The sequence below is a fragment of the Salinifilum ghardaiensis genome (assembly GCF_054491345.1).
Genome location: NZ_CM137101.1, coordinates 4682192 through 4706898, shown reverse-complemented (window position 1 = coordinate 4706898; position 24707 = coordinate 4682192). Strand labels below are relative to the sequence as shown.

At 71.2% G+C, this 24707-nt stretch carries 18 protein-coding genes, 1 tRNA gene and 1 pseudogene; 15 read left to right on the top strand and 5 right to left on the bottom strand.

The window, feature by feature from the left end:
- Position 1: 1 nt before the first annotated feature.
- The 11 genes from nuoF (at position 2) to ACVGV0_RS21345 (ending at position 15306) form a co-directional block, all read left to right on the top strand.
- Complete coding sequence (gene nuoF / locus ACVGV0_RS21395; protein ID WP_459157478.1) at positions 2-1339, top strand: NADH-quinone oxidoreductase subunit NuoF; 1338 nt, start codon at positions 2-4, stop codon at positions 1337-1339.
- Positions 1336-3912 (top strand): NADH-quinone oxidoreductase subunit G, encoded by a 2577-nt coding sequence (locus tag ACVGV0_RS21390; RefSeq protein ID WP_459157477.1) that lies wholly within the window; start codon positions 1336-1338, stop codon positions 3910-3912. The genes nuoF and ACVGV0_RS21390 overlap by 4 nt, the downstream gene beginning before the upstream one ends.
- Complete coding sequence (nuoH, locus tag ACVGV0_RS21385; protein ID WP_459157476.1) at positions 3909-5237, top strand: NADH-quinone oxidoreductase subunit NuoH; 1329 nt, start codon at positions 3909-3911, stop codon at positions 5235-5237. The genes ACVGV0_RS21390 and nuoH overlap by 4 nt, the downstream gene beginning before the upstream one ends.
- Positions 5237-5800 (top strand): NADH-quinone oxidoreductase subunit NuoI, encoded by a 564-nt coding sequence (gene nuoI / locus ACVGV0_RS21380; RefSeq protein WP_459157475.1) that lies wholly within the window; start codon positions 5237-5239, stop codon positions 5798-5800. Before nuoH ends, nuoI begins: the two co-directional genes overlap by 1 nt.
- On the top strand, positions 5800-6852 hold the full coding sequence (locus ACVGV0_RS21375; RefSeq protein WP_459160090.1) for an NADH-quinone oxidoreductase subunit J: 1053 nt from the start codon (positions 5800-5802) through the stop codon (positions 6850-6852). Before nuoI ends, ACVGV0_RS21375 begins: the two co-directional genes overlap by 1 nt.
- Positions 6849-7148 carry an NADH-quinone oxidoreductase subunit NuoK gene (nuoK, locus tag ACVGV0_RS21370; protein WP_459157474.1) on the top strand — a complete coding sequence of 100 codons (300 nt, stop codon included), beginning with the start codon at positions 6849-6851 and terminating at the stop codon, positions 7146-7148. The genes ACVGV0_RS21375 and nuoK overlap by 4 nt, the downstream gene beginning before the upstream one ends.
- A 38-nt stretch (positions 7149-7186) precedes the next feature.
- Positions 7187-9166, top strand: coding sequence for an NADH-quinone oxidoreductase subunit L (gene nuoL / locus ACVGV0_RS21365; protein ID WP_459160089.1), 1980 nt, complete (start codon positions 7187-7189; stop codon positions 9164-9166).
- Between the two features lie 247 nt (positions 9167-9413).
- On the top strand, positions 9414-10988 hold the full coding sequence (locus ACVGV0_RS21360; RefSeq protein ID WP_459157473.1) for an NADH-quinone oxidoreductase subunit M: 1575 nt from the start codon (positions 9414-9416) through the stop codon (positions 10986-10988).
- Between the two features lie 31 nt (positions 10989-11019).
- Entirely contained in the window at positions 11020-12582 is a 1563-nt protein-coding gene (gene nuoN / locus ACVGV0_RS21355) for an NADH-quinone oxidoreductase subunit NuoN (RefSeq protein WP_459160088.1), read from the top strand.
- A gap of 47 nt (positions 12583-12629) precedes the next feature.
- Complete coding sequence (locus ACVGV0_RS21350) at positions 12630-13661, top strand: polyprenyl synthetase family protein (protein ID WP_459157472.1); 1032 nt, start codon at positions 12630-12632, stop codon at positions 13659-13661.
- A gap of 130 nt (positions 13662-13791) precedes the next feature.
- Positions 13792-15306, top strand: a complete 1515-nt coding sequence (locus tag ACVGV0_RS21345) for a sunset domain-containing protein (RefSeq protein WP_459157471.1) — start codon at positions 13792-13794, stop codon at positions 15304-15306.
- A 131-nt stretch (positions 15307-15437) separates the two neighbouring features.
- Here ACVGV0_RS21345 and ACVGV0_RS21340 read toward each other — a convergent pair whose 3' ends face one another.
- On the bottom strand, positions 15438-15890 hold the full coding sequence (locus ACVGV0_RS21340; RefSeq protein WP_459157470.1) for an Lrp/AsnC family transcriptional regulator: 453 nt from the start codon (positions 15888-15890) through the stop codon (positions 15438-15440).
- 74 nt (positions 15891-15964) lie between these two features.
- On the opposite strand from ACVGV0_RS21340, the gene ddaH reads away from it, so the two are divergent.
- Positions 15965-16843, top strand: a complete 879-nt coding sequence (gene ddaH / locus ACVGV0_RS21335) for a dimethylargininase (RefSeq protein ID WP_459157469.1) — start codon at positions 15965-15967, stop codon at positions 16841-16843.
- A 62-nt stretch (positions 16844-16905) separates the two neighbouring features.
- Here the strand turns inward: ddaH and ACVGV0_RS21330 are convergent, their stop codons facing one another.
- On the bottom strand, positions 16906-17817 hold the full coding sequence (locus ACVGV0_RS21330) for a YceI family protein (RefSeq protein ID WP_459157468.1): 912 nt from the start codon (positions 17815-17817) through the stop codon (positions 16906-16908).
- A 260-nt stretch (positions 17818-18077) separates the two neighbouring features.
- On the opposite strand from ACVGV0_RS21330, the gene htpX reads away from it, so the two are divergent.
- Positions 18078-18950, top strand: coding sequence for a zinc metalloprotease HtpX (gene htpX / locus ACVGV0_RS21325; RefSeq protein WP_459157467.1), 873 nt, complete (start codon positions 18078-18080; stop codon positions 18948-18950).
- 42 nt (positions 18951-18992) lie between these two features.
- Here the strand turns inward: htpX and rfbA are convergent, their stop codons facing one another.
- Together rfbA and ACVGV0_RS21315 are read right to left on the bottom strand one after the other, a co-directional pair.
- The gene (rfbA, locus tag ACVGV0_RS21320; RefSeq protein ID WP_459157466.1) at positions 18993-19874 is read right to left on the bottom strand and encodes a glucose-1-phosphate thymidylyltransferase RfbA; all 882 of its coding nucleotides are present in this window, start codon (positions 19872-19874) and stop codon (positions 18993-18995) included.
- Positions 19875-19886: 12 nt separating this feature from the next.
- Positions 19887-20381, bottom strand: coding sequence for a YajQ family cyclic di-GMP-binding protein (locus ACVGV0_RS21315; RefSeq protein WP_459157465.1), 495 nt, complete (start codon positions 20379-20381; stop codon positions 19887-19889).
- 119 nt (positions 20382-20500) lie between these two features.
- Between ACVGV0_RS21315 and ACVGV0_RS21310 the strand changes: the two genes are divergently transcribed.
- Positions 20501-20582: transfer RNA gene (locus ACVGV0_RS21310), tRNA-Tyr, on the top strand.
- Between the two features lie 855 nt (positions 20583-21437).
- Here the strand turns inward: ACVGV0_RS21310 and ACVGV0_RS21305 are convergent.
- Positions 21438-22590 (bottom strand): annotated as a pseudogene (locus tag ACVGV0_RS21305) (IS3 family transposase).
- A 577-nt stretch (positions 22591-23167) separates the two neighbouring features.
- On the opposite strand from ACVGV0_RS21305, the gene ACVGV0_RS21300 reads away from it, so the two are divergent.
- A complete protein-coding gene (locus tag ACVGV0_RS21300; protein WP_459157464.1) occupies positions 23168-24619 on the top strand; it encodes an MFS transporter in 1452 nt (483 codons plus the stop codon).
- The last annotated feature ends 88 nt before the right edge of the window (positions 24620-24707 follow it).

The following is a 24707-nucleotide window of genomic DNA, read 5'->3' as shown; positions in this document are numbered from 1 at the left end:
CATGACTGAGTCGCCCGGTACGCAGACGTCCGGCACGCACCCGCTCACCCCGGTGCTGACCCGGCGGTGGTCCACGCCCGACGCGTGGCGGCTGCCCACCTACGAGCAGCTCGGCGGTTACACCGCGCTGCGCAAGGCGCTGGCCGCCGAACCCGACCGGATCACCGAGGCGGTCAAGGCAGCGGGGCTGCGCGGACGCGGAGGTGCGGGCTTCCCCTCCGGGGTGAAGTGGGGCTTCATGCCGAAGGACCCGGTGAAACCGCACTACCTGGTGATCAACGCCGACGAGGGCGAGCCGGGCACGTGCAAGGACGTGCCGCTGATGATGGCCGACCCGCACTCGCTGATCGAGGGCTGCGTCATCGCCGCCTACGCGATGCGCGCGAACACGTGCCTGATCTACGTGCGCGGCGAGGCGCTGCAGTGCCAGCGGCGGCTCGCGCACGCGGTCAACGAGGCCCGCAACGCCGGCTACCTCGGCGAGGACATCCTCGGCTCCGGGTTCGACCTGGACGTCGTGGTGCACCCCGGCGCGGGCGCCTACATCTGCGGCGAGGAGACAGCGCTGCTGGACTCGCTGGAGGGCAAGCGCGGCCAGCCGCGGCTGAAACCGCCGTTCCCCGCGCAGGCCGGGCTCTACTCGTGCCCCACCACGGTGAACAACGTGGAGACGATCTGCTCGGTGCCCGACATCGTGGGCGGCGGCGTCGACTGGTTCCGCTCCATGGGGCGGGAGAAGAGCCCCGGCCCGAAGATCTACTCGATCTCCGGCCACGTCGAGCACCCCGGGCAGTACGAGGCGCCGCTCGGCACGACCCTGCGGGAGCTGCTGGAGCTGGCCGGCGGGATGAAGGACGGCGTCCCGCTGAAGTTCTGGACGCCCGGCGGGTCGTCCACCCCGCTGCTCACCGCCGACCACCTGGACGTGCCGCTGGACTTCGAGGGCGCTGGCGAGGCCGGGTCGATGCTCGGCACGACGGCGCTGATGGTGTTCAACGAGACCGTCTCCGTGCCGTGGGCGGTGATGAAGTGGACCCAGTTCTACGAGCACGAGTCCTGCGGCAAGTGCACCCCCTGCCGCGAGGGGACGTTCTGGCTGTCCCGCGTGCTGGAGCGCATGCTCGCCGGCAACGGCACGCACGAGGACATCGACACGTTGCTCGACGTCTGCGACAACGTGTTCGGCAGGTCGTTCTGCGCGCTCGGCGACGGCGCGGTCAGCCCCATCACCAGCGGCATCCACTACTTCCGCGAGGAGTTTCTGGCCCTGTGCCGGGCCAACGAGCACCCCGGGCAGGAGCAGTCCGGCGAATCCGCACTGGTAGGAGCGGCGCGATGACGGTGGCACCCGAAACCGAGACGCACCCGGTACCCGAGGGCCATGTTCGGCTCACCATCGACGGTGTCGAGGTCGACGCCCCCGAGGGGGAACTGATCATCCGCGCCGCCGAGCGCATCGGCGCGGTGATCCCGCGGTTCTGCGACCACCCGCTGCTCGACCCGGCGGGAGCGTGCCGCCAGTGCCTGGTCGAGGTCGAGGTGAACGGCAAGCCGATGCCGAAACCCGCCGCCTCGTGCACCATTCGGGTTTCCTCGGGCATGGTGGTGCGCACGCAGCAGAGCTCGGCCGTGGCGGACAAGGCGCAGCAGGGCGTGATGGAGCTGCTGCTGATCAACCACCCGCTCGACTGCCCCATCTGCGACAAGGGCGGGGAGTGCCCGCTGCAGAACCAGGCGCTCAAGCACGGCCGCGCCGTGTCCCGGTTCCGGGACGAGAAGCGCACCTTCCCCAAGCCGATCTCGATCAACTCGCAGATCCTGCTGGACCGCGAGCGCTGCGTGCTGTGCCAGCGGTGCACCCGCTTCGCCCAGCAGATCGCCGGCGATCCGTTCATCGAGATGCTGGAACGCGGCCCGCAGCAGCAGATCGGCACCGCCGAGGGGCACCCGGGCACGTCCTACTTCTCCGGCAACACCATCCAGATCTGCCCGGTCGGTGCGCTGACCAGCGAGCAGTACCGGTTCCGCTCCCGCCCGTTCGACCTGGTGTCCACCCCGGGGCAGTGCGAGCACTGCGCCTCCGGCTGCGAGATCCGCAACGACTGGCGCCGCGGCTCGGTGATGCGCCGGCTGGCCGGCAACGACCCGGAGGTCAACGAGGAGTGGATCTGCGACAAGGGCCGGTTCGCCTTCCGCTACGCCGACGCCGACGACCGCATCAGGCGGCCGCTGGTGCGCGAGAACGGCGCGCTGCGCCAGAGCTCGTGGACCGAGGCGCTGCGGCTGGCCGCGGACGGGCTCGCGCGGGCGCGCGCCGACCGCGGTGTCGGCGTGCTCCCCGGCGGGCGGCTCACCCGCGAGGACGCCTACGCCTACGCGAAGTTCGCGCGCGCGGTGCTCGGCACGAACGACGTGGACTGCCGCGCCCGCCCGCACTCGGCGGAGGAGCTGCGCTTCCTCGAGTCCACCGTCGCGGGCGCCACGCCCGGCACCGGCGGGGTGACCTACCGGGACCTGGAGTCCGCCCCCGCGGTGGTGTCGGTGGCGTTCGAGCCGGAGGAGGAGTCGCCGATCGTCTTCCTCCGCCTGCGCAAGGCCGCGCGCGACCACGGGACCCGGATGTACCACGTCGCCCCGTGGCGCTCGCCCGGCGTGGACAAGACCACGACGATCGCGCTGGCCGGCGGTCCGCTGCGCGCGGGAGACCTCGTGCCCTGCGCACCCGGCGGTGAGGCGGCGGTGCTGGCCGATCCGCCGGCGGAGCTGGCCGAAGCGCTCGCCTCGCCGGGCTCGGTGCTGCTCGTCGGGGAGCGCGCCGCCGAAGTGCCCGGGCTGTACTCGGAGGTGCTGCGCACCGCGCACCGCACGGGAGCGCGGGTGGCCTGGGTCCCGCGGCGCGCCGGGGAGCGCGGCGCGATCGACGCCGGAGCGCTGCCCTCGCTGCTGCCCGGCGGGCACCCGGTGGGCGACGCGGCGGTCCGCGAGGAGCTGGAACGGGCCTGGGGCCTGGCTGCGGGCGCGGTGCCGTCCGCGCCGGGCCGCGATGCGGCGGCCATGCTGCGCGCCGCGGCCGAGGGGGCGTTGTCCGGCCTGCTGTGCGGGGGGTTCGAGGTCGACGACCTGCCCGATCCGCAGCTGGGCGGGCAGGCGCTGGCGAGCGCGGGGTTCGTCGTCAGCTGCGAGATCCGCCCGAGCGCGGTGACCGAGCACGCCGACGTGGTGCTGCCGGTGGCGCCGGCCGTGGAGAAGTCCGGGACGTACCTGGACTGGGAAGGCCGCGAGCGCCCGTTCAGCACGACCATCGACGGCACCGGAGCCGTCGCCGACTGCCGCGTGCTGGACACGCTCGCCGTGGAGATGGACGTCGACATCTACACCCAGACGCCGGCGGTGTCCGGCCGCGAGCTGGCCCGGCTGTCCGAGCAGCTGGGCCCGCCGGCCCGCCCGCGCGAGCCCGACGACCCGCTGGTGGCCGCGCCGCCGGCGGGACCGGGGCAGGCGCTGCTGGCGACGTGGCAGCAGCTGCTGGACAACGGTTCGATGCAGGTGGACGAACCCGCGCTGGCGGGAACGGCCCGCGAGGTGCGGGCGGTGCTCTCGCCGGGCACGGCCCGCGGCCACGGGCTCGCCGAGGGGCAGTCGGTGTCCCTGCGCACCGCGCGGGGTGCGATCACGCTGCCGGTGACCACGGCGGAGATGCCCGACGGCGTCGTCTGGGTCCCCGGCAACTCCGGGCACGCGCGGGTGCGCCGCGAGCTCGGGGGCGGGCACGGGACGCGGGTGGACCTCGTCCCCGTCGGCGCCGCGGACCCGGGGGCCGAACCGGCCGGGGCGCGCCGCAACGGGCACCACGCCGCACGCGCGGGGGCGGCGCACGACGGGACGGCGCACGACGGGGGTGGTGAGGCATGACCGAGAACGCGCGCCTGATCGCCGACGACCCGCTCTGGCTGATCCTGCTCAAGGTCGTGGCGATCTTCGCGTTCCTCGTCGTGATGACGCTGCTGACGATCTGGGGCGAGCGGCGGGTCCTCGGCAGGATGCAGCACCGCCCCGGTCCGAACCGGGCCGGCCCGTTCGGCATCCTCCAGTCGCTGGCCGACGGCATCAAGCTCGCGTTCAAGGAGGACATCCGGCCGGTCCTGGCGGACAAGTGGGTGTACTTCCTCGCGCCGGTGATGTCGGCGACCCCTGCGCTGGTGGCGTTCTCGGTGATCCCGGTCGGCGGCGAGGTGACGATCTTCGGCGAGCGCACCGCGCTGCAGCTGGCCGACCTGCCGGTGGGGCTGCTGGTGGTGCTGGCGGCCACCGCCGTCGGCGTGTACGGCATCGTGCTCGGCGGCTGGGCCTCCGGCTCGCCCTACCCGCTGCTGGGGTCGCTGCGCTCGGCGGCGCAGGTGATCTCCTACGAGATCGCCATGGGGCTGTCGCTGATCGGGGTCATCCTCTACTCGGGCACGCTGTCCACGTCCGGCATCGTCGAGGCCCAGTCCGGCGGGTGGTTCGCGTTCATCCTGCCGATCAGCTTCGTCGTCTTCGCCGTGTCGATGGTCGGCGAGACCAACCGCGCCCCGTTCGACCTGCCCGAGGCGGAGTCCGAACTGGTCGGCGGCTTCCACACGGAGTACTCGTCGCTGAAGTTCGCGCTGTTCTTCCTCGCCGAGTACATCAACATGGTCAACGTCTCCGCGCTGGCGACGACCCTGTTCCTCGGCGGGTGGCACGCCCCCTGGCCGCTGTCGGTGATCGGTGGCGGCGTGCTCAACGAGGGCTGGTGGCCCGTCCTGTGGTTCCTGGGCAAGACGCTGGTGCTGCTGTTCGTCTTCATCTGGCTGCGCGGCACGCTGCCGCGGATGCGCTACGACCAGTTCATGGACCTCGGTTGGAAGGTCCTCGTCCCGCTCAGCCTGCTGTGGATCGTGGCGCTCACGCTGATCCGCGCCGTGCGCGCCGAGGGCGTGCTGACCACGCCGCAGTTCCTCGCCGTCGGCGGTGTGGTGGTCGCGCTCGCGGTGCTCGCGGCCGTCGCGCTGCCCAGGCGCGAACCCCCGCAGCGCAGCGCGGAACCGCCGGTCGGCGACAGCGGTTTCCCCGTGCCGCCCGCGGATCTGCAGGTGCCGCCCGCGCCGCGGCGTCCGGAGCCGGGCTCGGGGCCGCCCGCGGAGCCGGTGGGCGCCGGTGAGCGGTCCGCAGCGGACGGCACCGCTGATGACAACTCGGGCAAGGAGGCGCCCTGATGGGAATGTTCGATTCGGTCAAAGGCTTCGGCGTCACCTTCTCGACCATGTTCAAGAAGGTGGTCACCGAGGAGTACCCGGAGGTCAAGAAGATCCCGGCGCCCCGCTTCCACGGGCGGCACCAGCTCAACCGGCACCCGGACGGGCTGGAGAAGTGCGTCGGCTGCGAGCTGTGCGCCTGGGCCTGCCCCGCCGACGCGATCTTCGTCGAGGGCGGGACGAACACCGAGGAGGAGCGCTACTCGCCCGGGGAGCGGTACGGCAAGGACTACCAGATCAACTACCTGCGCTGCATCGGCTGCGGCCTGTGCATCGAGGCGTGCCCGACGCGCGCGCTGACGATGACCAACGAGTACGAGACGGCCGATGACGACCGGCAGAACCTGATCTACACCAAGGAGGACATGCTCGCCCCGCTGCTGCCGGGTATGGAGTCCCCGCCGCACCCGATGCGACTGGGTTCGGACGAGCAGGACTACTACGTGCGCGGGCCGGAGATCGCGCGGGAGAGCGGGGTCCCGGAAGGCGCCACGGTCGAGTCCGGAAACGAGGAGGCCCGGTGATGGACGTCGCCGGCACGATTTCCCCGCACGCCCACGTGCTCGCCCAGGCCGGCAGCCCCATCGGCCTGGGCGAGGCGGTGGTCTTCTGGGTCGTCGGGCCGCTGGCCCTGCTCGGGGCGCTGGGCATGGTGTTCGCGCGCAACGCGGTGCACTCGGCGCTGTGGCTGGTGCTGACGATGCTCGGGCTCGGGGTGCTGTACATGGCCCAGAGCGCGCAGTTCCTGGGGTTCACCCAGATCATCGTCTACACCGGCGCGATCATGATGCTGTTCCTGTTCGTGCTCATGATGGTCGGCCGCGACGCCTCCGACTCGGTGGTGGAGGTGCTGCGCGGGCAGCGCGTCTGGGCCGGCATCGGCGGCATCGCGCTGGCCGCGCTGCTGGCCACCGGCCTGGCCCGCGCGGTGGCCGACGTCCCGGTGGCCGCGCCGCTGAACCCGTGGGACCCGGCCGGCGGCGGTGCCGGCGGTCTGGGGCGCGTGATCTTCACCGACTACCTGCTGCCGTTCGAGCTCACCTCGGCGCTGCTGATCACCGCCGCGGTGGGCGCGATGGTGCTGGCCTACGGCGGCAAGGGCAAGCGCCCGCGCACGAGCCAGAAGCACTGGGTGCAGGAGCGGCTGCGCAGCGGGCGGCCGTCGCCGCTGCCCGGCCCCGGCGTGTACGCCACGGCGAACTCGGTGGCCACGCCCGCGCTGCTGCCGGACGGTTCGGTCGCGCCGGATTCGCTGTCGGAGATCCTGCGGAGCGTCCCCACCGAGGAGCTGCTGGCCGAGCGCGAGGTGGTGGCCGGCTCCGGTGCCGAGCCGAGCCCGCACGCGCTCACCGGCGAGGAGAGCGGGCAGGCCGAGGCCGCCGCGGAGTCGCGCGCGGAGGAACCGCGGTGGCGCGGCAAGAACGGTGGTGCGCCCGCGGGCGGTGCGCAGCACGCCGGGCAGGCCGGTCCCGCCGGCGGGGACGACGCTGCAGCGCCGCGGCAGCGGGACGCGTCCGCCGACGACCCGGTGGATCCGGATTCGGGGCCCGTCTCGTCCGAGGAGGTCCGCCAGTGACGCCGACGCACTACCTGCTGCTGTCCGCGCTGCTGTTCACCATCGGTGTCGTCGGCGTGCTCGTGCGCCGCAACGCGATCGTCGTGTTCATGTGCATCGAGCTGATGCTCAACGCGGTGAACCTGTCGCTGGTGACGTTCGCGCGCATCGAGGGAACGATCCACGGCCAGGTGATGGCGTTCTTCGTGATGGTGGTCGCCGCCGCCGAGGTCGTCGTGGGTCTGGCGATCATCATGTCCATCTTCCGCACGCGTCGGTCGGCTTCGATCGATGACTCCAACCTGCTGAAGTACTGAGGGGGCGCGTGGTGACGGGAATCCGCAGTACCGGGCCGATGCTCGCCGAGCCCGCGGAGGTCCTGCAGGCGACCGGCGGTGTGCAGCAGAACGCGTGGCTGCTCGTCGCCCTGCCCGCGTTGGGCGCGCTGGTCCTGCTCCTGGCGGGACGGCGCGCCGACGGGTGGGGCCACCTGCTGGGCTGCGCCACCGTTGTCGCGTCGTTCGCGTACGGGCTCGCCCTGTTCGGGTCGGTGGCCGGGACGCCGCAGTCCGGGCAGGTGCGCGAGCTGCACCTGCTCTCGTGGATCCCGGTGGGCAGCCTGCAGGTCGACTTCGGCATGCGGCTCGACCCGCTGTCGCTGGTGTTCGTGCTGCTGATCACCGGCGTGGGCGCGCTGATCCACATCTACTCGGTCGGCTACATGGCCAGCGACCAGCAGGGCCGCACCGGGCGGGACAACGCCGAGCGCCGCCGGTTCTTCGGCTACATGAACCTGTTCGTCGCCGCGATGCTCGTGCTGGTGCTCGGCAACGGGTTCGTGACGCTCTACCTCGGCTGGGAGGGCGTCGGACTCGCCTCGTACCTGCTCATCGGGTTCTGGCAGCACCGGGCCTCGGCGGCGGGCGCGGCGACGAAGGCGTTCGTGATGAACCGCGTCGGCGACGTGGGACTGGCGCTGGCGATCTTCCTGCTGTTCGCGCACCTCGGCACCACGCAGTACACCGAGGTGTTCGCCCGCGCCGGGGAACTGCCCTCGGGCGTGCTGCTGGCGATCACGCTGCTGCTGCTGCTGGGCGCGTGCGGCAAGTCGGGCCAGGTGCCGCTGCAGGCGTGGCTGCCGGACGCGATGGCCGGTCCCACCCCGGTCTCCGCGCTGATCCACGCCGCGACGATGGTCACCGCCGGGGTGTACCTCATCGCCCGGGCGAACCCGCTGTACTCGCTCTCGCCGGGCGGGCAGCTGGCCGTGGCGCTCGTCGGTGCGGTGACGCTGCTGGTCGGCTGCGTCATCGGCTGCGCCTACGACGACATCAAGAAGGTGCTGGCCTACTCCACGGTCAGCCAGATCGGGTACATGATGCTGGCGGTCGGCCTCGGACCCGCCGGCTACGCGCTGGGCATCATGCACCTGCTCACGCACGGCTTCTTCAAGGCCGGGCTGTTCCTCGGCGCCGGTTCGATCATGCACGCCATGTCCGACGAGGTGAACATGCGCCGCTTCGGCGGGCTCTGGCGCTACCTGCCGGTCACGTTCGCCACCTTCGGCCTCGGTTACCTGGCCATCATCGGGTTCCCGTTCCTGTCCGGGTTCTACTCCAAGGACGCGATCATCGAGGCCGCGTTCGCCCAGGAGGGCTGGCGCGCCTGGGCGTTCGGCGGTGCGGCGTTGCTCGGCGCGGGGCTGACCGCGTTCTACATGACGCGGCTGGTGCTGCTGACGTTCTTCGGCGAGCGGCGCTGGGCGCGGTTGCGCACCGAGACGGACGCCGAGTACCACCCGCACGAGTCCCCGGCGGTGATGACGGTGCCGATGGTGCTGCTGGCGGTCGGTTCGGCGGGGGCGGGCCTGTTCTTCGCCTCCGGTGACCGGCTGGTCGGCTTCCTGCAGCCGGCGCTCGGGGCGTTGGAGGAGGGGCACACCGCGCTGCCGCACGCGGCGATCCCGGTGCTGACGGTGGGCGTGTCCGCGCTCGGCGTGCTCGTGGCGTGGTTGGCGGTCGGCCGCGACGAGGTGCCGGTGCGGCGTCCGCAGCGGGTCTCGCTGCTGGTGCGCGCGGCCCGCGCCGACCTCGGCGGCAACGCGCTCAACGACGTGCTGGCGGTGCGGCCGGCGTTCGCGCTCACCCGAGGTCTGGTGACAGTGGACCAGTCCGCTGTGGACGGGACGGTGCGCGGCGTGGGCGGCGTGCTCGGCGTGGGATCCAGCTACGCGCGCAGGCTGCAGACCGGGTTCGTCCGCTCGTACGCGTTGTCCATGCTCGTCGGCGGGATCGTGCTGATCGCCGCCCTGATGGCGGTGGGAGTGCCGGTATGACCTGGGCCGGAGAGCGTTTCAGATGTGAGTTGCGTACGGGCTTCCGCAGCGGAACCTCGGCGCTCCCCCGGAGTGCGGGTGCCCCTCCTCATGCAGCCCCCTGCACCGCTCCAGGAAGAGCGCTGAGAACCCGCGGCGGTGCACGTTGCTTGGGCAGTGGCGGGACAAGCGGCTGCGCCGTCGATGGAACAGGCCGTAGCGGTGTGCGGGAGCCCAGCCCGGTTTGCGCGCTTCGGGAGGAGAGCCGATGACCCTGTTGCCCGTCCTGATCCTGCTGCCGCTGGCCGGATCGGTGGTCGTCGCGCTGCTGCGGGCAGCTCCGTCGGCGGCGAAGTGGACCGCCCTGGCCGTGTCGCTGGCCGAGCTCGTCGTGGCCGCGGTCGCCTGGGGCGCCTACGACCCGGTGGGCGAGCGGCTGCAGCTGGCCGCCTCGGCGCCGTGGATCCCCGCGTTCGACGTGCGCTTCGCCTTCGCCGTGGACGGCATCGCGCTGGTGATGATCGCGGTCATCGCGCTGCTCGTGCCGCTGGTGCTGGCCTACAGCTGGGGGGAGCGGTTGCCCGCGGGGCGCACCCACGGCGGGTTCTTCGCGCTGCTGCTGGTGCAGCAGGCCGTGCTCGTTGGCGTCTTCGCGACCACCGACCTGTTCCTGTTCTACGTGCTGTTCGAGCTGATGCTCATCCCGATGTACTTCCTCATCGGCGGCTACGGCCGGGGTGAGCGCCGCCAGTACGCCGCGGTGAAGTTCTTCCTGTACTCGTTCTTCGGCGGGCTGCTCATGCTCGGCTCGGCGATCGGCGCGTACGTCTACAGCGGGCAGGTCACCGGCCGCGGGACGTTCGACTGGGAACGGCTCGTCCCGGTGCTGGCGGACGCGCCGCTGTCGGTACAGGTGTGGCTGTTCCTCGGCTTCTTCGCCGCCTTCGCCATCAAGGCGCCGCTGGTGCCGTTCCACACGTGGCTGCCGGACGCGGCGCAGGCGAGCCCGATCGGGGTGACCGTGCTCGTCGTCGGCGTGCTCGACAAGGTCGGCACGTTCGGCTTCCTGCGCTACGGGCTGCCGCTGGCCCCGGACGCGGCGCGGACCCTGGCGCCGCTGGGGCTGGTGCTGGCCGTGGTCGGCGTGCTCTACGGCTCGCTGCAGGCGTTCGGGCAGCGCGACCTGACCCGGCTGGTCGCCTACGTCTCCATCGCGCACTTCGGGTTCATCGCGCTGGGGATCTTCGCCTTCACCGCGCAGGCGCAGGTGGGCGCGGCCTCGTACATGGTCAACCACAGCATCGCCACCGGCATGCTCATCCTCGTCATCGGCATGATGATCACCCGCGGCGGGTCCACCCGGATCGCCGACTACCGCGGCATGGCGCAGGTGACCCCGGTGCTGGCGGGCATGCTGCTCGTCGGCGGGTTGAGCACGCTGTCGCTGCCCGGGACGAACTCCTTCGTCAGCGAGTTCCTCGTGCTGCTCGGCGCCTTCCGCAGCGAACCGGTGTACGCGGTGCTGGCCTCGGTGGGCATGGTGCTGGCCGCGGTGTACGTGCTGTGGTTCTACCAGCGCACGATGCAGGGTCCCCTCGGCGGTGACGCGCTGCTCGCCGCCGCGCCCGGTCCCGGCGCGGTCGGCGATCCGGAGCGCACGGCCCCGCGCGGCATCCGCGACCTGGGCGGGCGCGAACTCGCGGTGCTCGCCCCGCTGGTGGTGCTCGTGATCGGGCTGGGGCTGTACCCGAAGCCGGTGCTGGACGTGATCAACCCGTCGGTCGCGGCGACCATGCAGGAAGTCGGCGTCAGCGACCCCGCCGCCGTACAGGGAGGTAACTGACGTGGTCACGGGGCTCTTGACGGGCAACGCGGTGCTCGCGCAGCCGCAGCCGCCGCCGTCGATCGACTGGGCCGCGGTCGCCCCGCTGCTGGTGGTCTTCGGCGCGGCCTGCGTCGGCGTGCTCATCGAGTCGTTCGCGCCGCGGCGGCAGCGCTGGTCGTGGCAGGTGGTCACGACACTGGCGGCGCTCGTCGCCGGCGTGGTCGCGGTCGTCGCCCGGGCGGGCGCGCCGGGGACGGTGACCTTGGCCGACCGCCTCGCCGTGGACGGCCCGGCGCTGTTCCTGTGGGGAACGCTGCTGGTGCTGGGCCTGGCCGCGGTGCTGCTGCTCGCGGACCGCTCGGTCGAACCGGGCGGGGCGTTCGTCGCCGAGTCCGGCCTGGAGCAGGCGGAGCCGGCCGGGGTCGGCGGGCCCGGGGCGATGAGCCGCGCCGAGGCCGCGGCGGTGGACATGCGCACCGAGGTCTTCCCGCTGGCCCTGTTCTCCCTCGGCGGGATGATGGTCTTCGTCGCGGCCAACGACCTGCTGACGATGTTCGTCGCCCTGGAGGTGCTGAGCCTGCCGCTGTACCTGCTGTGCGGGCTGGCCAAGCGGCGCCGGCTGCTGTCGCAGGAAGCCTCGGTGAAGTACTTCCTGCTCGGCGCGTTCGCCTCGGCGTTCTTCCTGTACGGCCTGTCGCTGCTGTACGGCTACGCGGGCTCGGTGCACCTCTCGGCGATCGCGGAGGCCACCGCCGGCACGGACCGCTCGGACACGCTGCTGTTCGCCGGGCTGGGACTGCTCGTCGTGGGGCTGCTGTTCAAGGCCTCGGTCGGCCCGTTCCACACCTGGACGCCCGACGTGTACCAGGGCGCGCCGACCTCGGTGACCGCGTTCATGGCCGCCTGCACGAAGGTGGCCGCGTTCGGCGGGATCCTGCGCGTGCTGCACGTGGCGTTCGAGGCCTCCAGCTGGGAGTGGAACGGCGTGCTGCAGGTCGTGGCGGTGGCGTCGATGCTCATCGGCGCGGTGCTCGCGCTGACCCAGCAGGACGTCAAGCGGATGATCGCCTACTCCTCGGTGGCGCACGCGGGCTTCCTGCTCATCGGCGCGATCGCGCTGACCGGGCGGGGCCTGTCGGCCACGTTGTTCTACCTGCTCGCCTACGGGTTCACCACGATCGCCGTGTTCGGTGTGACGAGTCTGGTGCGCTCCGGACGCGGTGAGGCTGGTCACCTTTCGGACTGGAACGGTTTGGCGAAACGTTCCCCGCTGCTCGCCTGGGTGTTCACCTTCCTGCTGCTCTCGCTCGCCGGCATTCCGCTGACCAGCGGTTTCATCGGGAAGTTCGTCGTGTTCGAGGCCGCGTGGTCGGCCGGCATGGCGCCGCTGGTGGTGGTGGCCCTGGTGGCGAGCGCGGTCGCGGCCTACTTCTACCTTCAGGTGGTCGTGCGGATGCACTTGCGCGAACCCGCCGAGGACGGTCCGACGGTCAGCGTGCCGGGCGCGTTCACGACAGCGGCGATCACGCTCGGTGTCGTGGTGACCCTGCTGCTGGGCGTCTGGCCCACTCCGGTCCTGGACTGGGCGAACGTCGGTGGCTTCGTGTCGTAGAGTGCTCGCCGGCAGGCGAGGATCCGGGGAGCGAAGGCGACGGTGACGTGAGCACGCCAGCGGGTGATCCGATCAGTGAGCTGACCAGGGGTGTGGCCGATGCTCCGGGACGAGCGGTCGACGAGGCGTTGGCCGACTCCGTGCGGGAGGGCATGCTCCGCGTGGAGCAGCTCCTGCACGAGTCGGTGCGCAGCGATCTCGAGTTCGCGACCCGCACTTCGCTGCACCTGGTGGAGGCGGGCGGCAAGCGGTTCCGCCCCCTGTTCGCGTTGTTGGCCGGCCACTTCGGCGACCCGCGGGCCGAGGGCGTGATCAAGTCCGCCGCCACCGTCGAGATGGTGCACCTGGCCACGCTCTACCACGACGACGTGATGGACGAGGCCACGATGCGGCGCGGGGCGACCAGCGCCAACGCCCGCTGGGACAACTCGGTGGCCATCCTCACCGGCGACCTCCTGTTCGCCCAGGCCTCGCGGCTCATGTCCGAGCTGGGCAGCGAGGCCTCCCGGCAGATGGCGGAGACGTTCGAGTCGCTGGTCACCGGGCAGATCCGCGAGACGACCGGGCCGGGCAACGACACCGATCCGGTCGACTACTACCTGCGGGTGATCTACGAGAAGACCGGTTCGCTCATCGCGGCCGCCGGCCGGTTCGGCGCGTGGTTCTCCGGCTCCTCGGCGGAGCACGTGCGGGCGCTCGAGCGGATCGGGCAGGCCGTGGGCGCGGCGTTCCAGATCTCCGACGACATCATCGACATCGCCTCCCCGGCCGCGGAGTCCGGCAAGACGCCGGGCACCGATCTCCGCGAGGGGGTGCGGACGCTGCCGATGCTCTACGCGCTGAGCGAGCCCGACGCCGACCCGCGGTTGCAGGACCTGCTGGGGTCCCCGCTGACCGAGGACGCCGACGTCGCGGAGGCGTTGCGGTTGCTGCGCGCGTCGAACGGGCTGGAGCGGACCCGGGCGAAGCTGGACGAGTTCGCGGGCGACGCGCGCAAGGAGCTGGCGCAGCTGCCGGAGTGCGCGGCGCGGGACGCGTTGGCCGCGGTCGTCGACTACGTGGTGGACCGGACGCGGTAGTGCTCGCGGATGGGAGCCGTGCGCTGCGACGAGGCGGCCGGGCCGCGCTCGCCGGGGCGGGCCGCGGCGTTTCCGCGCGGGTGCCGCGCATGCACGACGATCCTCGGATGTCGGTGAGGAGGCAGCGGACGTGACGTCCTGGTTGTTCACCCAGGTCTGGCTGTGGAGCTTCGCGGCGTTCGTGCTCGGCGTGCTCGTGAACTTCGTGCTGTTCGTGCGGCCGCTGCAGAAACGCCTGCGCGCCCGCGAGGAGGACCTCGCCCGGCTCGAGGAGGAGCTGGCGGCCGGGCCGCTGCGCGAGGCGGAACCGCCGACTGAACCGCCGCGCGAGGCGGAGCTGCTGGACATCCTCGACGAGCGCGGCGAGGACGACGAGCGCGGTTGGCAGGCCTGGACCGCGCCGGCCGAGCGGGGCGAGCCGGCTGCGCCCGCGGAATCGAGCGATATGGCCGCGCCGGCCGAGTCGAGTGCGCCGGCCGAGCGGGGCGCGCCGGCCAAGTGGGCCGGGGAGCAGCCGGCGGACGAGAGCCGCACGCGTCCGCAGCTGCGAGCTCCGCACCCCGCGCGGAGCCCCGCCGTGCAGGACCCGGCTGCGCAGGCTCCCGGGGCCGCCGACACCCCGGCCGCGCAGGACACCGGTGCAGTGCGGAGCCCGGTAGCGCAGAACGAGGGGGCCGATCCGCACGCGCCCACCGCGGGGGCCGCTCCGGTCGAGCAGCCCGGCGCCGAGCCGGCGCGGCGCGCGCCGCACCCGTTCGAGCAGGGGGAGCACGAGGTCTCGGCCGGACCGCTCGCCCCGCGCCCGTACACCTTCGACGAGCCCGCGACCCGGCCGCCGCGGCCCGACATCCCCGGCCCGGACACCCCCGGCCCCGAGACCCCCGGTGGAGCCACGCGCGAGGTCCCGGTGGAGCCGGAACTGCCGATCCGGTTCAGCGCGACCCCTCCGGGGGCCGTGCCGTTCGAGGCGGCGGAGCAGGACGCGAGCGGGAACACCTGGTTCCAGAAGCCCGCGCTCGAGGAGCCGGCGGGCGCGGACACCGCGGCGGAGCAACCCGCGCCGCCACGGCCCGCCCAGCAGGAACCGGAGCAGCGAGAACCCGCCGAGCAAGAACCCGCCCAGCAAGAACCCGCCGAGCAGGAGCCCGGGACCCGCGCCGACGAGGGGACGTCGGAGGCGGCGGCGCGCGCCGCCGCGGCGACGGCTGCGCGCTGGCGCAGGCGGGGGGAGGTGTCCGTGCGCGGCAGCCTCACCGGGGTGGCCCCGGACGGCGCCGAGCGGCCCGAGCACGACAGCGGCGCGCCGGAGGGTGCGCGGGACGAGGGCGCTGCCCAGCCCGCAGCGGCCCCCGAGGAGCCGGAGGAGGCCGAGCGGGGCTCGGCCGCACCGGAGACCGGGAGCGCCGAGGCGGCGCCGGGGGAGTCCGACGCGGGCCTGCCGCGCCGCACCCCCGGAGCGGCGGAGCGCCCCGGGCCGGACGGGGAGATCCTCGCCGGTTCGGTGGGGCCGCTGATCAAGGGGCACGCCGCCTCGCGCCAGTACCACACGCCGGACTCGCCGCAGTACGACGGGATCGTGGCCGACGTGTGGTTCCGCACCACCGAGGACGCGGAAACGGCCGGATTCCGGAGCTGGGACGGGTAATGCGGTCGGCGTCCTTCTGAGCACGAGCTCTCGTGGCGGAACCTCCTGCGCTCCCAGCCGCCTCCGACCTCCCAGCTGCCCCGACCTCCCAGCTGCCCCCGACCTCCCGCCCCGGACAGCGGAAACTGCCCTCAGGTGTCCCAGCCGGGGCTCGGCGATCGCTCCAGCAGCCGCGAGAGCACGACGGTGGAGACGGTGCGCTCGATGAAGCGCACGGCGCGCAGCCGTTCCATCGCCTGCTCCAGGTGGTGGATGTCGGCCGCGCGGAGGTGCACGATGGCGTCCGCCTGCCCGGAGACGGTGTAGGCCGCGACGACTTCGGGCAGCGGTTCGAGGCCCTGGCGGAGGTTGCCCGCGGGGACGTTGCCGTTGCAGTGCACCTCGACGAACGCCTCGATGCCCCAGCCGAGGGCTTCGGGGTCGACGACCGCGGTGAACCCGCGCAACGTTCCTTCGTCGAGCAGTCGGTCCACCCGCCGCTTCACGGCAGGCGCGGACAGGCCCACCGCGGCCCCGATCTCCGCGTAGCTGGCGCGCGCATTCGCCACCAGGTGCGAAACGATTAGCTGATCCAGCGCATCCATGTGCAACATTCTGCCGCAGTCGGTGCAACAAACGCCGATTGAAGCTCGTCGCGAGCGTCATTAGATTTCGATTCATGACGGTACTCGCTGGCCCTGACGCGGTGACGGCGGGCACGCCCGCGGCCCGAACGCGGCGGTACGTGATGTGCCCGCCGCGGTACTTCGCGGTCGAGTACTCGATCAACCCGTGGATGGACCCGGACACCCCGGTGGACGCGGAGCTGGCCATGCGCCAGTGGGAAGCGCTGCGGGACTGCTACACCGCGCTGGGGCACGAGGTGCGCACGGCGCCGCCGGTGCCGGGCCTGGTCGACATGGTCTTCGCGGCGAACTCCGGCACCGTGGTCGGCTCGCGCGTGCTGGGCGCGCGGTTCCGCTCGCACGAGCGCGCCCCGGAGGCCGAGCACTTCCGCCGGTGGTTCCTCGAGTCCGGTTTCCGCGACGTGGTGATGCCCGAGCACGTCAACGAGGCCGAGGGGGACTTCGCGTGGACGGGGCGCCTGCTGCTGGCGGGCAGCGGTTTCCGCACCGATCCGCGGGCGCACGGAGAAGCGCAGGAAGTGCTCGGCGTGCCGGTGGTGTCGCTGCGCCTGATCGATCCGCGCTTCTACCACCTGGACACGGCGCTGTTCGTGCTCGCCCAGGGCGAGCGGGCGCGGATCGCCTACTACCCGGGGGCGTTCTCGGCCGGCTCGGTCGCGGTGCTGCGCCGGTTGTTCCCGGACGCGGTGGAGGCCTCGGCGGCCGACGCGGCCTGCCTGGGGTTGAACGGCATCTCGGACGGACGCCACGTGGTCCTGCCGCAGGAGGCCACGGGGCTGGCCGAGCAGCTCTCCCGGCGCGGGTACGAACCGCTGCTGGTGGACGTCTCCGAGCTGCGGAAGTCCGGCGGCGGGCCCAAGTGCTGCACGATGGAGCTGCACGCCGAGCACCCGGCCGACGCGTCCGCCTGAGCCGCCGCCCCCGCAGGGCGGTCGGCGGGGTGCGCCGGACCGCCCGCGGGGTCGCCCGGACGTCAGCTCTCCTTGACCGCCTGGACGCCCAGTTCGACCTCGATGGTCGGGCCGACCACGGCGATGCCCTTGGCGAGGGTGGCCTGCCAGTTCACCGCGTAGTCCTCGCGACGCAGCGTGGTCGTCGCGTGCGCGCCGACCCGCAGGTCGTTGTCGAAACCGGGACCCGGGAAGCGCCGCTGGCCGAGGTAGACGGCGTTGAGATCGACCGGGCTGGAGTGGCCGCGCAGCGTGAGCTGGCCGTGCACCGACCACTGGTTGCCGCGCAGCGGGGTGAGCCGATCGCTGGAGAAGTACAGCCGGGGGTGGTTCTCCACGTCGAAGAAGTCGGCCGACCGCAGGTGGTCGTCGCGCATGGACACGCCGGTGTCGACGCTGGCCGCGTCGATGACGACCTCCACGCGCGAGTCCTCGACCCGCGGGCCGACGATGATCCGCCCGTCGAAGCTGCTGAACATCCCGTGGATCTGGGACATGCCGATGTGCTGGGCGGTGAACCGGATCTCGGTGTGGTACGGGTCGAACTTCCACACGCCGGGTTCGGGCAGCTCCAGCGCGGGGTCCTGCTCCAGCTGCACACCGCCGAGGGTGGTGTGCTGGTTGACGCGGATCTCGCAGCGCTTGGCGAGCCGCTGGTAGCCGCCCGCGGAGATCGCGACCCGGTGCTCGCCGGGCGGCAGGGCGGTGACGAAGTACCCGTAGGTGTCGGTGGTGCACTGCGCGACCTGCTGGTTGAGCCGGTTGGCCACGGTCACCGTCACTCCGGGCAGCAGCTTCTCCTCGTCGTCGTGCACCTGCCCGCTGAGGATGCCGCTGTCCAGCGGTGTCGGCGGGAGGATGGACCCGGCGCGTTCCGCGCGACCGCTTCCGCCCGAGCGCTTCGAGCGGCGGCGCAGCAGCCTACCCAGTGCCATGCAGACCCCTTTCGTAGTGTCTTCGCGCGGACGATCGCTTCCTGCTCGCTCGCCTGGCCTTCCGGCATGATCGTCGATTACTGAAAGTGATCCGCATTCGGGTTCGTGCGGCTCGCCACAGTACCCCCGCGAGGAGGAGGTCCGAGGGAACCTGAGCCCCTCGCGGAGCGTTCTTGTTACCAGAGGTGGAAAACACGCGGGAGGGCCCGGAGGGCGGGAACCCGCCCCCGTTCGGGTACGGAACGTGAAAGGCAGGCACGGTGCACGGTCGGTTCAACGGTCTGAAGACCGCGCTGCTGCTGGGCGGCATGAGCGCGCTCGTGCTGCTCGTGGGGCGCATGTTCGGCTCGTTCGGTCTGGTCGTCGCGCTGGTCGTCGCGCTCGGCATGAACGGCTACGCCTACTTCAACTCCGCCAACCTGGCGCTGCGCGCGATGCGCGCACGGCCTGTCTCCGAGGCCGAGCAGCCGAAACTGCACCGGATCGTGCGGGAGCTGTCCACCTCGGCGCGGCAGCCGATGCCCGCGCTGTACATCAGCCCGACGCAGGCGCCGAACGCCTTCGCCACCGGCCGCAACCCGCGCAACGCGGCGGTGTGCTGCACCGCCGGCATCCTGGAGCTGCTCGACGAGCGGGAGATCCGCGCGGTGCTCGGGCACGAGCTCTCGCACGTGTACAACCGCGACATCCTCATCTCCAGCGTGGCCGGGGCGCTGGCCAGCGTGATCACCTTCCTGGCGAACTTCGGGCTGCTGTTCGGCATGTTCGGCGGCTCCCGCGAGGAGGGCGGCAACCCGTTCGGGATGCTGCTCGTCGCGCTGCTCGGCCCGATCGCCGCCGCCGTGGTGCAGATGGCCGTGAGCCGCTCGCGCGAGTACCAGGCCGACACCTCCGGCGCGGAGCTCACCGGCGACCCGCTCGGCCTGGCCTCGGCGCTGCGCAAGCTGGAGCGCGGCACCCAGCGGGCGCCGCTGCCGCCGGAGCCGAAGCTGGCCTCGCAGTCGCACCTGATGATCGCCAACCCGTTCCGGCCGGGCGAGCGGATGGCGCGGCTGTTCTCCACGCACCCGCCGATCAGCGAGCGCGTGCAGCGGCTCGAGGGCATGGCGGGGCGCGAGCTCCCGCGGATGTGATCCGCCCGCCGGGCGCCCGCGGGCACCCGGCGGGCGGTGCGCTCAGCCCTGCGCGCCGGCGTCGCGCGCGAGCGCCATGACGTACTCGCCGTAGCCCGACTTGGCCAGCAGTCGGCCGCGTTCGAGGCACTCCTCGGCGGTGATGTAGCCCATGCGCAGGGCGATCTCCTCCAGGCAGGCGATGCGCACGCCCTGGCGGTGCTCCAGCACCTGCACGAACTGGCCCGCCTCCAGCAGGGAGTCGTGCGTGCCGGTGTCCAGCCAGGCGAAACCGCGCCCCAGCCGGGCCAGGTGCGCGCGCCCGCGCCGCACGTAGGCGAGGTTGACGTCGGTGATCTCCAGCTCGCCCCGCTGCGAGGGCCGCAACCCCGCCGCGATGTCCACGACCTCGTTGTCGTAGAAGTACAACCCGGTGATCGCCGTGTTCGACCGCGGAGCGCTGGGCTTCTCCTCCAGGGAGACCAGCTTGCCGGCGGCGTCCACCTCGCCGACGCCGTAGCGCTCCGGGTCGCGCACGGCGTAGCCGAACAGCGTGCAGCCGTCCAGCTCCGCCGCGCAGCGCTGCAGCATGCCGGAGAAGCCCTGCCCGTAGAAGATGTTGTCGCCGAGCACGAGGGCCACCGAGTCGTCGCCGATGAAGTCGGCGCCGATGCGGAAGGCCTCTGCGAGTCCGTTCGGCTCGGGCTGCTCGGCGTACTGCAGGTGCAGGCCGAACTGCGAGCCGTCGCCCAGCAGGCGGCGGAACAGCGGGACGTCCTGCGGAGTCGAGATGATCATGATCTCGCGGATGCCCGCGAGCATCAGCACCGACAGCGGGTAGTACACCATCGGCTTGTCGTACACCGGGAGCAGCTGCTTGGACACCGCCTGCGTCAGCGGGTGCAGGCGCGTGCCGCTGCCCCCCGCGAGGACGATTCCCCTCACCGAATCACCCGGTCACCGGTAGTTCTCGAACTGCAGCGCCACCTCGAAGTCCGCCTCCTTGAGCAGCTGGATCACGGCCTGCAGCTCGTCCTTCTTCTTTGCGGTCACGCGCAGCTGCTCGCCCTGGATCTGCGCCTGCACCCCCTTGGGCCCCTCGTCGCGGATCTTCTTGCTGATCTTCTTGGCCACCTCCTGCGAGATGCCCTGCACGATCGAACCGGCGATGCGGTAGGTCTGCCCGGACGAGCGGGGTTCGCCGAGGTCGAGCGCCTTCAACGAGACGCCGCGCTTGACGAGCTTCTCCTTGAACACGTCGACGGCGGCGCGGCAGCGCTCCTCGGTCTCGGCCTCGACGGTGACCGCGTCCTGGCCGGCCCAGGAGATCTTCGTGCCCGTGCCGCGGAAGTCGAAGCGGTTCGCCAGCTCCTTCGCCGTCTGGTTCAGGGCGTTGTCGACTTCCTGCGTGTCGGTCTTGCTGACCACGTCGAACGACGAGGTTGATGCCACCGAAGTCACCTCCAGCTGTGTCGGGTCAACGGTTTCACGCTACCCGGGTCCCCACCCCCTTCGGAGATGGCTGAGAGCGGCGGGTAGGGTATGTCCCCGACAGCGATGAAGAGCTGCCAGCCGGGTTGCCCGAGCGGCCAAAGGGAGCTGACTGTAAATCAGCCGGCACTGCCTTCAGAGGTTCGAATCCTCTACCCGGCACCCAGCACCGACGACCCCGTGACCTGCGAAGGCAGGGCACGGGGTTTCGTCTGTCTGGTCCGGGTGTCTCCGGCGGAGCCCGGCCGTGTACGGCTGTCCTGTCCCAATACGGTCCCGCGGGACTGGCCTCGAGCCGGAGGGCGGTCATCACCCTCACTGGCTTGAAGCGCCACACGTGAGAGAGAGCCGGTGTGATCGTGGCCCCGTGCGGGATGCGCTTGTGCGAAAGGCGGTGGCCTGGCTGAGGCTGGCCCGGGGCTCGACGTGGCTCGTGCTGGCCGCGGTGGCGCTCGTAGCCAGCGGGCTCCTGCTCTCGGTGCCTGGCGAGCGGTGGCTGCCTGGGGCGCGCACGTCCTTGAGTCCTGGGGCGCTGCGGGGACGGTGACGCTGGCCGGGGTGCTGCTGCTCTTGGCTGTCGGGCTCCCGCGGATGGTGAGGCGTGCTCGCAGCGGAAACCGTGCTGCTGGTCGGCAGGCGTCGGTGCGGCCGATTCCGATGTGGGGGATCTGGCTGGGCGCGGTCGTGGTGGTGCTCGTGGGGGTGCTCGCGGCCGCGGTGCTGATGGTGATCTTCGGCAGCGGCACAGCCGAGGACAAGATCCGGCTGGAGGCCATCAAGCTGGCCGGCACCATCGCCCTGGGCACCGGTGGAGGGGCCGCGCTGTTGTTGACCGCGCGTCGGCAGCGCACCACCGAGGTCGACCTGCTGCAAAAGGGGCACGATGCCGACGAGCGGCGCATCACCGAGCTGTACACGGCTGCGGCCCAGCAGCTGGCCTCCGACAAGGCTGAGCTTCCCCCGGTGGACCGGACACTTTGGTGTGCCCCGGGTTTGGCGGAGCTGGATTTCTGGATTTCATGCCACGGCGAGCTGTCTGCGTTCGTACTCGATCGGGGTGTGCATGTCGAGTCGGCTGTGGCACCGTTGGCGGTGGTGCCAGATCTCGAGGTACTCGAAGATGGCGTTGGCCAGTTCCAGGCGAGTGCGCCAGCGTTGCCGGTCGAGCAACTCGGCCTGCATGCGGGACCAGAAGGACTCCATCATCGCGTTGTCATAGCAGTCGCCGATGCTGCCCATCGAGGGAACGAGCCCGGAATCCCTGGCACGCTGGGTGAAAGCCCAGGACGCGAACTGCACTCCCTGGTCGGAATGGATGATGCCACCGCCGGTGGGCTGACGGTTGTCGATGGCCATGCCCAGCGCGTTCGTGACGAGTGCTGAGGTGGGCGAGGAGTCGATGGACCACCCCACAACACGGCGAGAATATGCGTCGAGCACGACTGCGCAGTACACCTTGCCCTCCCGGGTGCGGTGTTCGGTGATGTCGGTCAGCCACAGCTGATCGGGCTCGGCGCGGGTGAAGTCGCGATCGACCAGGTCGGTGGCGATCTGATCCGGTTTGGGTCGGCGCCATCCTCGCCGGCCGGACACACCGGCCAGTCCGGCTCGGCGCATGAGCATTTCCACCGCCCCGTGTCCCACCTCGACGCCACGGCCCAGCCGCAGCTCAGCATGGATCCGTCGGGAACACTTCAACCGTAGGTGCCGCGGGAATGCTGATGCACTTCAGTGATGAGGTCAGTCAGCCAGGCATGCCGCACGGATCGTGCCGAGGGCCTTCGAGTAAGCCACTCGTAGTAACCCGACACGGAGATGTCGAGCACCCGGCAGGACACCTCAACGGGGATGTTTTCGGTGGCCATCACTTTGACGGCCTCGTACTTCCTTTTGGGGACACCACCTCTCGCGTGAGCTCGATCGCCCGCTGGGTCGCTCGCAGCTCCGTCTCCAGCTCCGCGATCCGGCGCTTGGCCTGCGTCAGCTCTGCCTTCTCGCTGCTGGTCAGCCCGGGTTCCAGGCCACGGTCGATGCGGTCTTGTCGCCGCCAGGTGTAGATCGTCTGGTCACTGATCCCCAGGTCATGTGCGACCTCGGCGACCGGTCGACCGGCCTCGACCAGGTCCAGGACCTTGCGCCGGAACTCCGGCGGGTATCTACGTCGTCCCATGCCACTCTCCATCCAAGATCGAGTGGCATGAAATCCAACAACTCACCTCCGGACAACCCGGGGCACACCAGTAGCGATGAAGGATGGATGCGAACGGATCATCGGTTGGCTGATCAAGCTGGCCACCTCCGGCCAGGGCTCTGCTGAGGGGTGCCCGCTTCGACGACTCAGCGCCGGTGAGGTTGCCGGGGCCCCAGATGCGCTGCATCAGAGTCTGGTCCCGGCCGGCATGCTCCTTGCGGATCAGTGAGGTGAAGGCTTGCTGCACAGCGGATTCGTGGCTGAACCAGCCAGTGTCCACCCCTCGTTGCCCGATGCCGAGTATCTCTCCGATTCGCGCCCCCGAGCGGTTGATGGCCGATAGGGTCACCACGCATGCCATATGTACCCGTACGGCCGTTAGACCCGCCCTGTCTAGGTTGACGGGTTGACAACGATCTCGACCTTCGGTTTCCTTGCCCACAGGAATCTACTTCCGCTAGTTGCTAGGACACTTGAGACGTTATCTTCTTATGGTAAGGGGCATGGGGTGGCTACGACAGCGCAGGCGGCCGCGTCTGGCAGGCACAGGTGGATCATGTCGGCGTTCCTGCTGCTGTCCATCGCGATGATCCTGATCGACACCACGGTCGTGAACGTCGCTCTACCCACGCTTGAGCGTGACCTCGGTGCCTCGGAGTCCCAGCTGCAATGGATCGTGGCGACCTTCACGTTGACGTTTGCCCTGTCGCAGGTCCTAGCTGGACGGCTGGGTGACATCTACGGTCACCGTCGGCTGGTGCTCATCGGTGTCGCGGGGTTCGTGGCTGCGTCGACGATCTGTGCGCTCGCCTCGACGGCTGGTGTGCTCCTGACGGGCCGGATCCTGCAGGGTGCGGCCGGGGCCCTGGTGGTGACGCAGAGCCTGTCGATCTTCCAGATCAGCTTCCCACCGGGTGAGCGGGCTACGATCTTCAGCTTGTTCGGCGCGGTGTCAGGAGTCTCCGCGGCGATCGGTCCGCCGTTGGGCGGACTACTGCTGGCCGCAGACCTCGGTGGGCTGACGTGGCGGCCGATTTTCCTGATCAACTTGCCGATCGGGCTGATCACCCTCGTCGGAGCCTGGATTTACGTCCGCGAGTCGCGTGCGGCCCGTCCGGCGGGCGGGCTGGATCTGGTCGGAGGACTGGTGCTGACCGCGGCGTTGCTGGCCCTGCTTTTCCCGCTGATCCAGGGCGAGGGCCTCGGCTGGCCGTGGTGGATCGCGGCACTTATGGTCGCCTCTCTGCCCCTGGGATGGTTGTTCTGGCGGACCCAGCGCGCTACCGAAGCCGCAGGTGGGTCGCCGTTGGTGCCCCCGGCTCTGTTCCGTCAGCGCGCCTTCGTTATCGGTCTGACGGTGTGCCTGGTGTTTTTCGGAGCGGCTTTCAGCTTGTACTTCGTGTTCACGCTGTACCTGCAGCAGGGGCTGGGTTATTCCGCGCTGGCGGCGGGGCTGACGACCATGGCCGCGCCACTGGCGACCATGGTCGGCGCGACGATCTCGTCGTCGCTGGTCGCCCGGTTCGGCGTGTATGTGCTGACTGTCGGTACCGCCGTGGCCGCGGTCGGCCAGCTGGTGCTACTGACCACGGCGTCCGCTGGCGCGACGGGTCCGTGGCAGCAGGCGCCCGGTCTGGTCCTGGCGGGTTTCGGCGTCGGGCTGGTTGTTGGGCCGGTGGTGGATATCGTTCTTGAACGTGTCCCGCTGCGCGATGCGGGATCGGCATCGGGTGTGCTCAACACGGCCGACCAGCTCGGAGTAGCCATGGGGATCGCCCTGGCTGGTTCGATCTTCTTCGTCCGGTCCGGTGCACTCGCCGAGTCCGGGGTTGATCAGGCGGCGGCACTGGCAGGCGGTCTCCAAGGCGCCCTCACAGTCAATGCAGCCCTACTCCTGGTCAGCAGCGTGCTGACACTCTGGCTGCCGCGCGAGCGCCGGTGGGCCGACACAGCCACAGTCGATGCTTCGGACCCAGGATCCGAGCAGGAAACTTCGACTGCCCACTAATGGTGATCCGTGCTCGTGGCAGGTCTCAGTCCGCTCTCCACATCGCTCACGGACCGGTACCCGGTCCTTGTCCGCAGCAAGGTTGGAC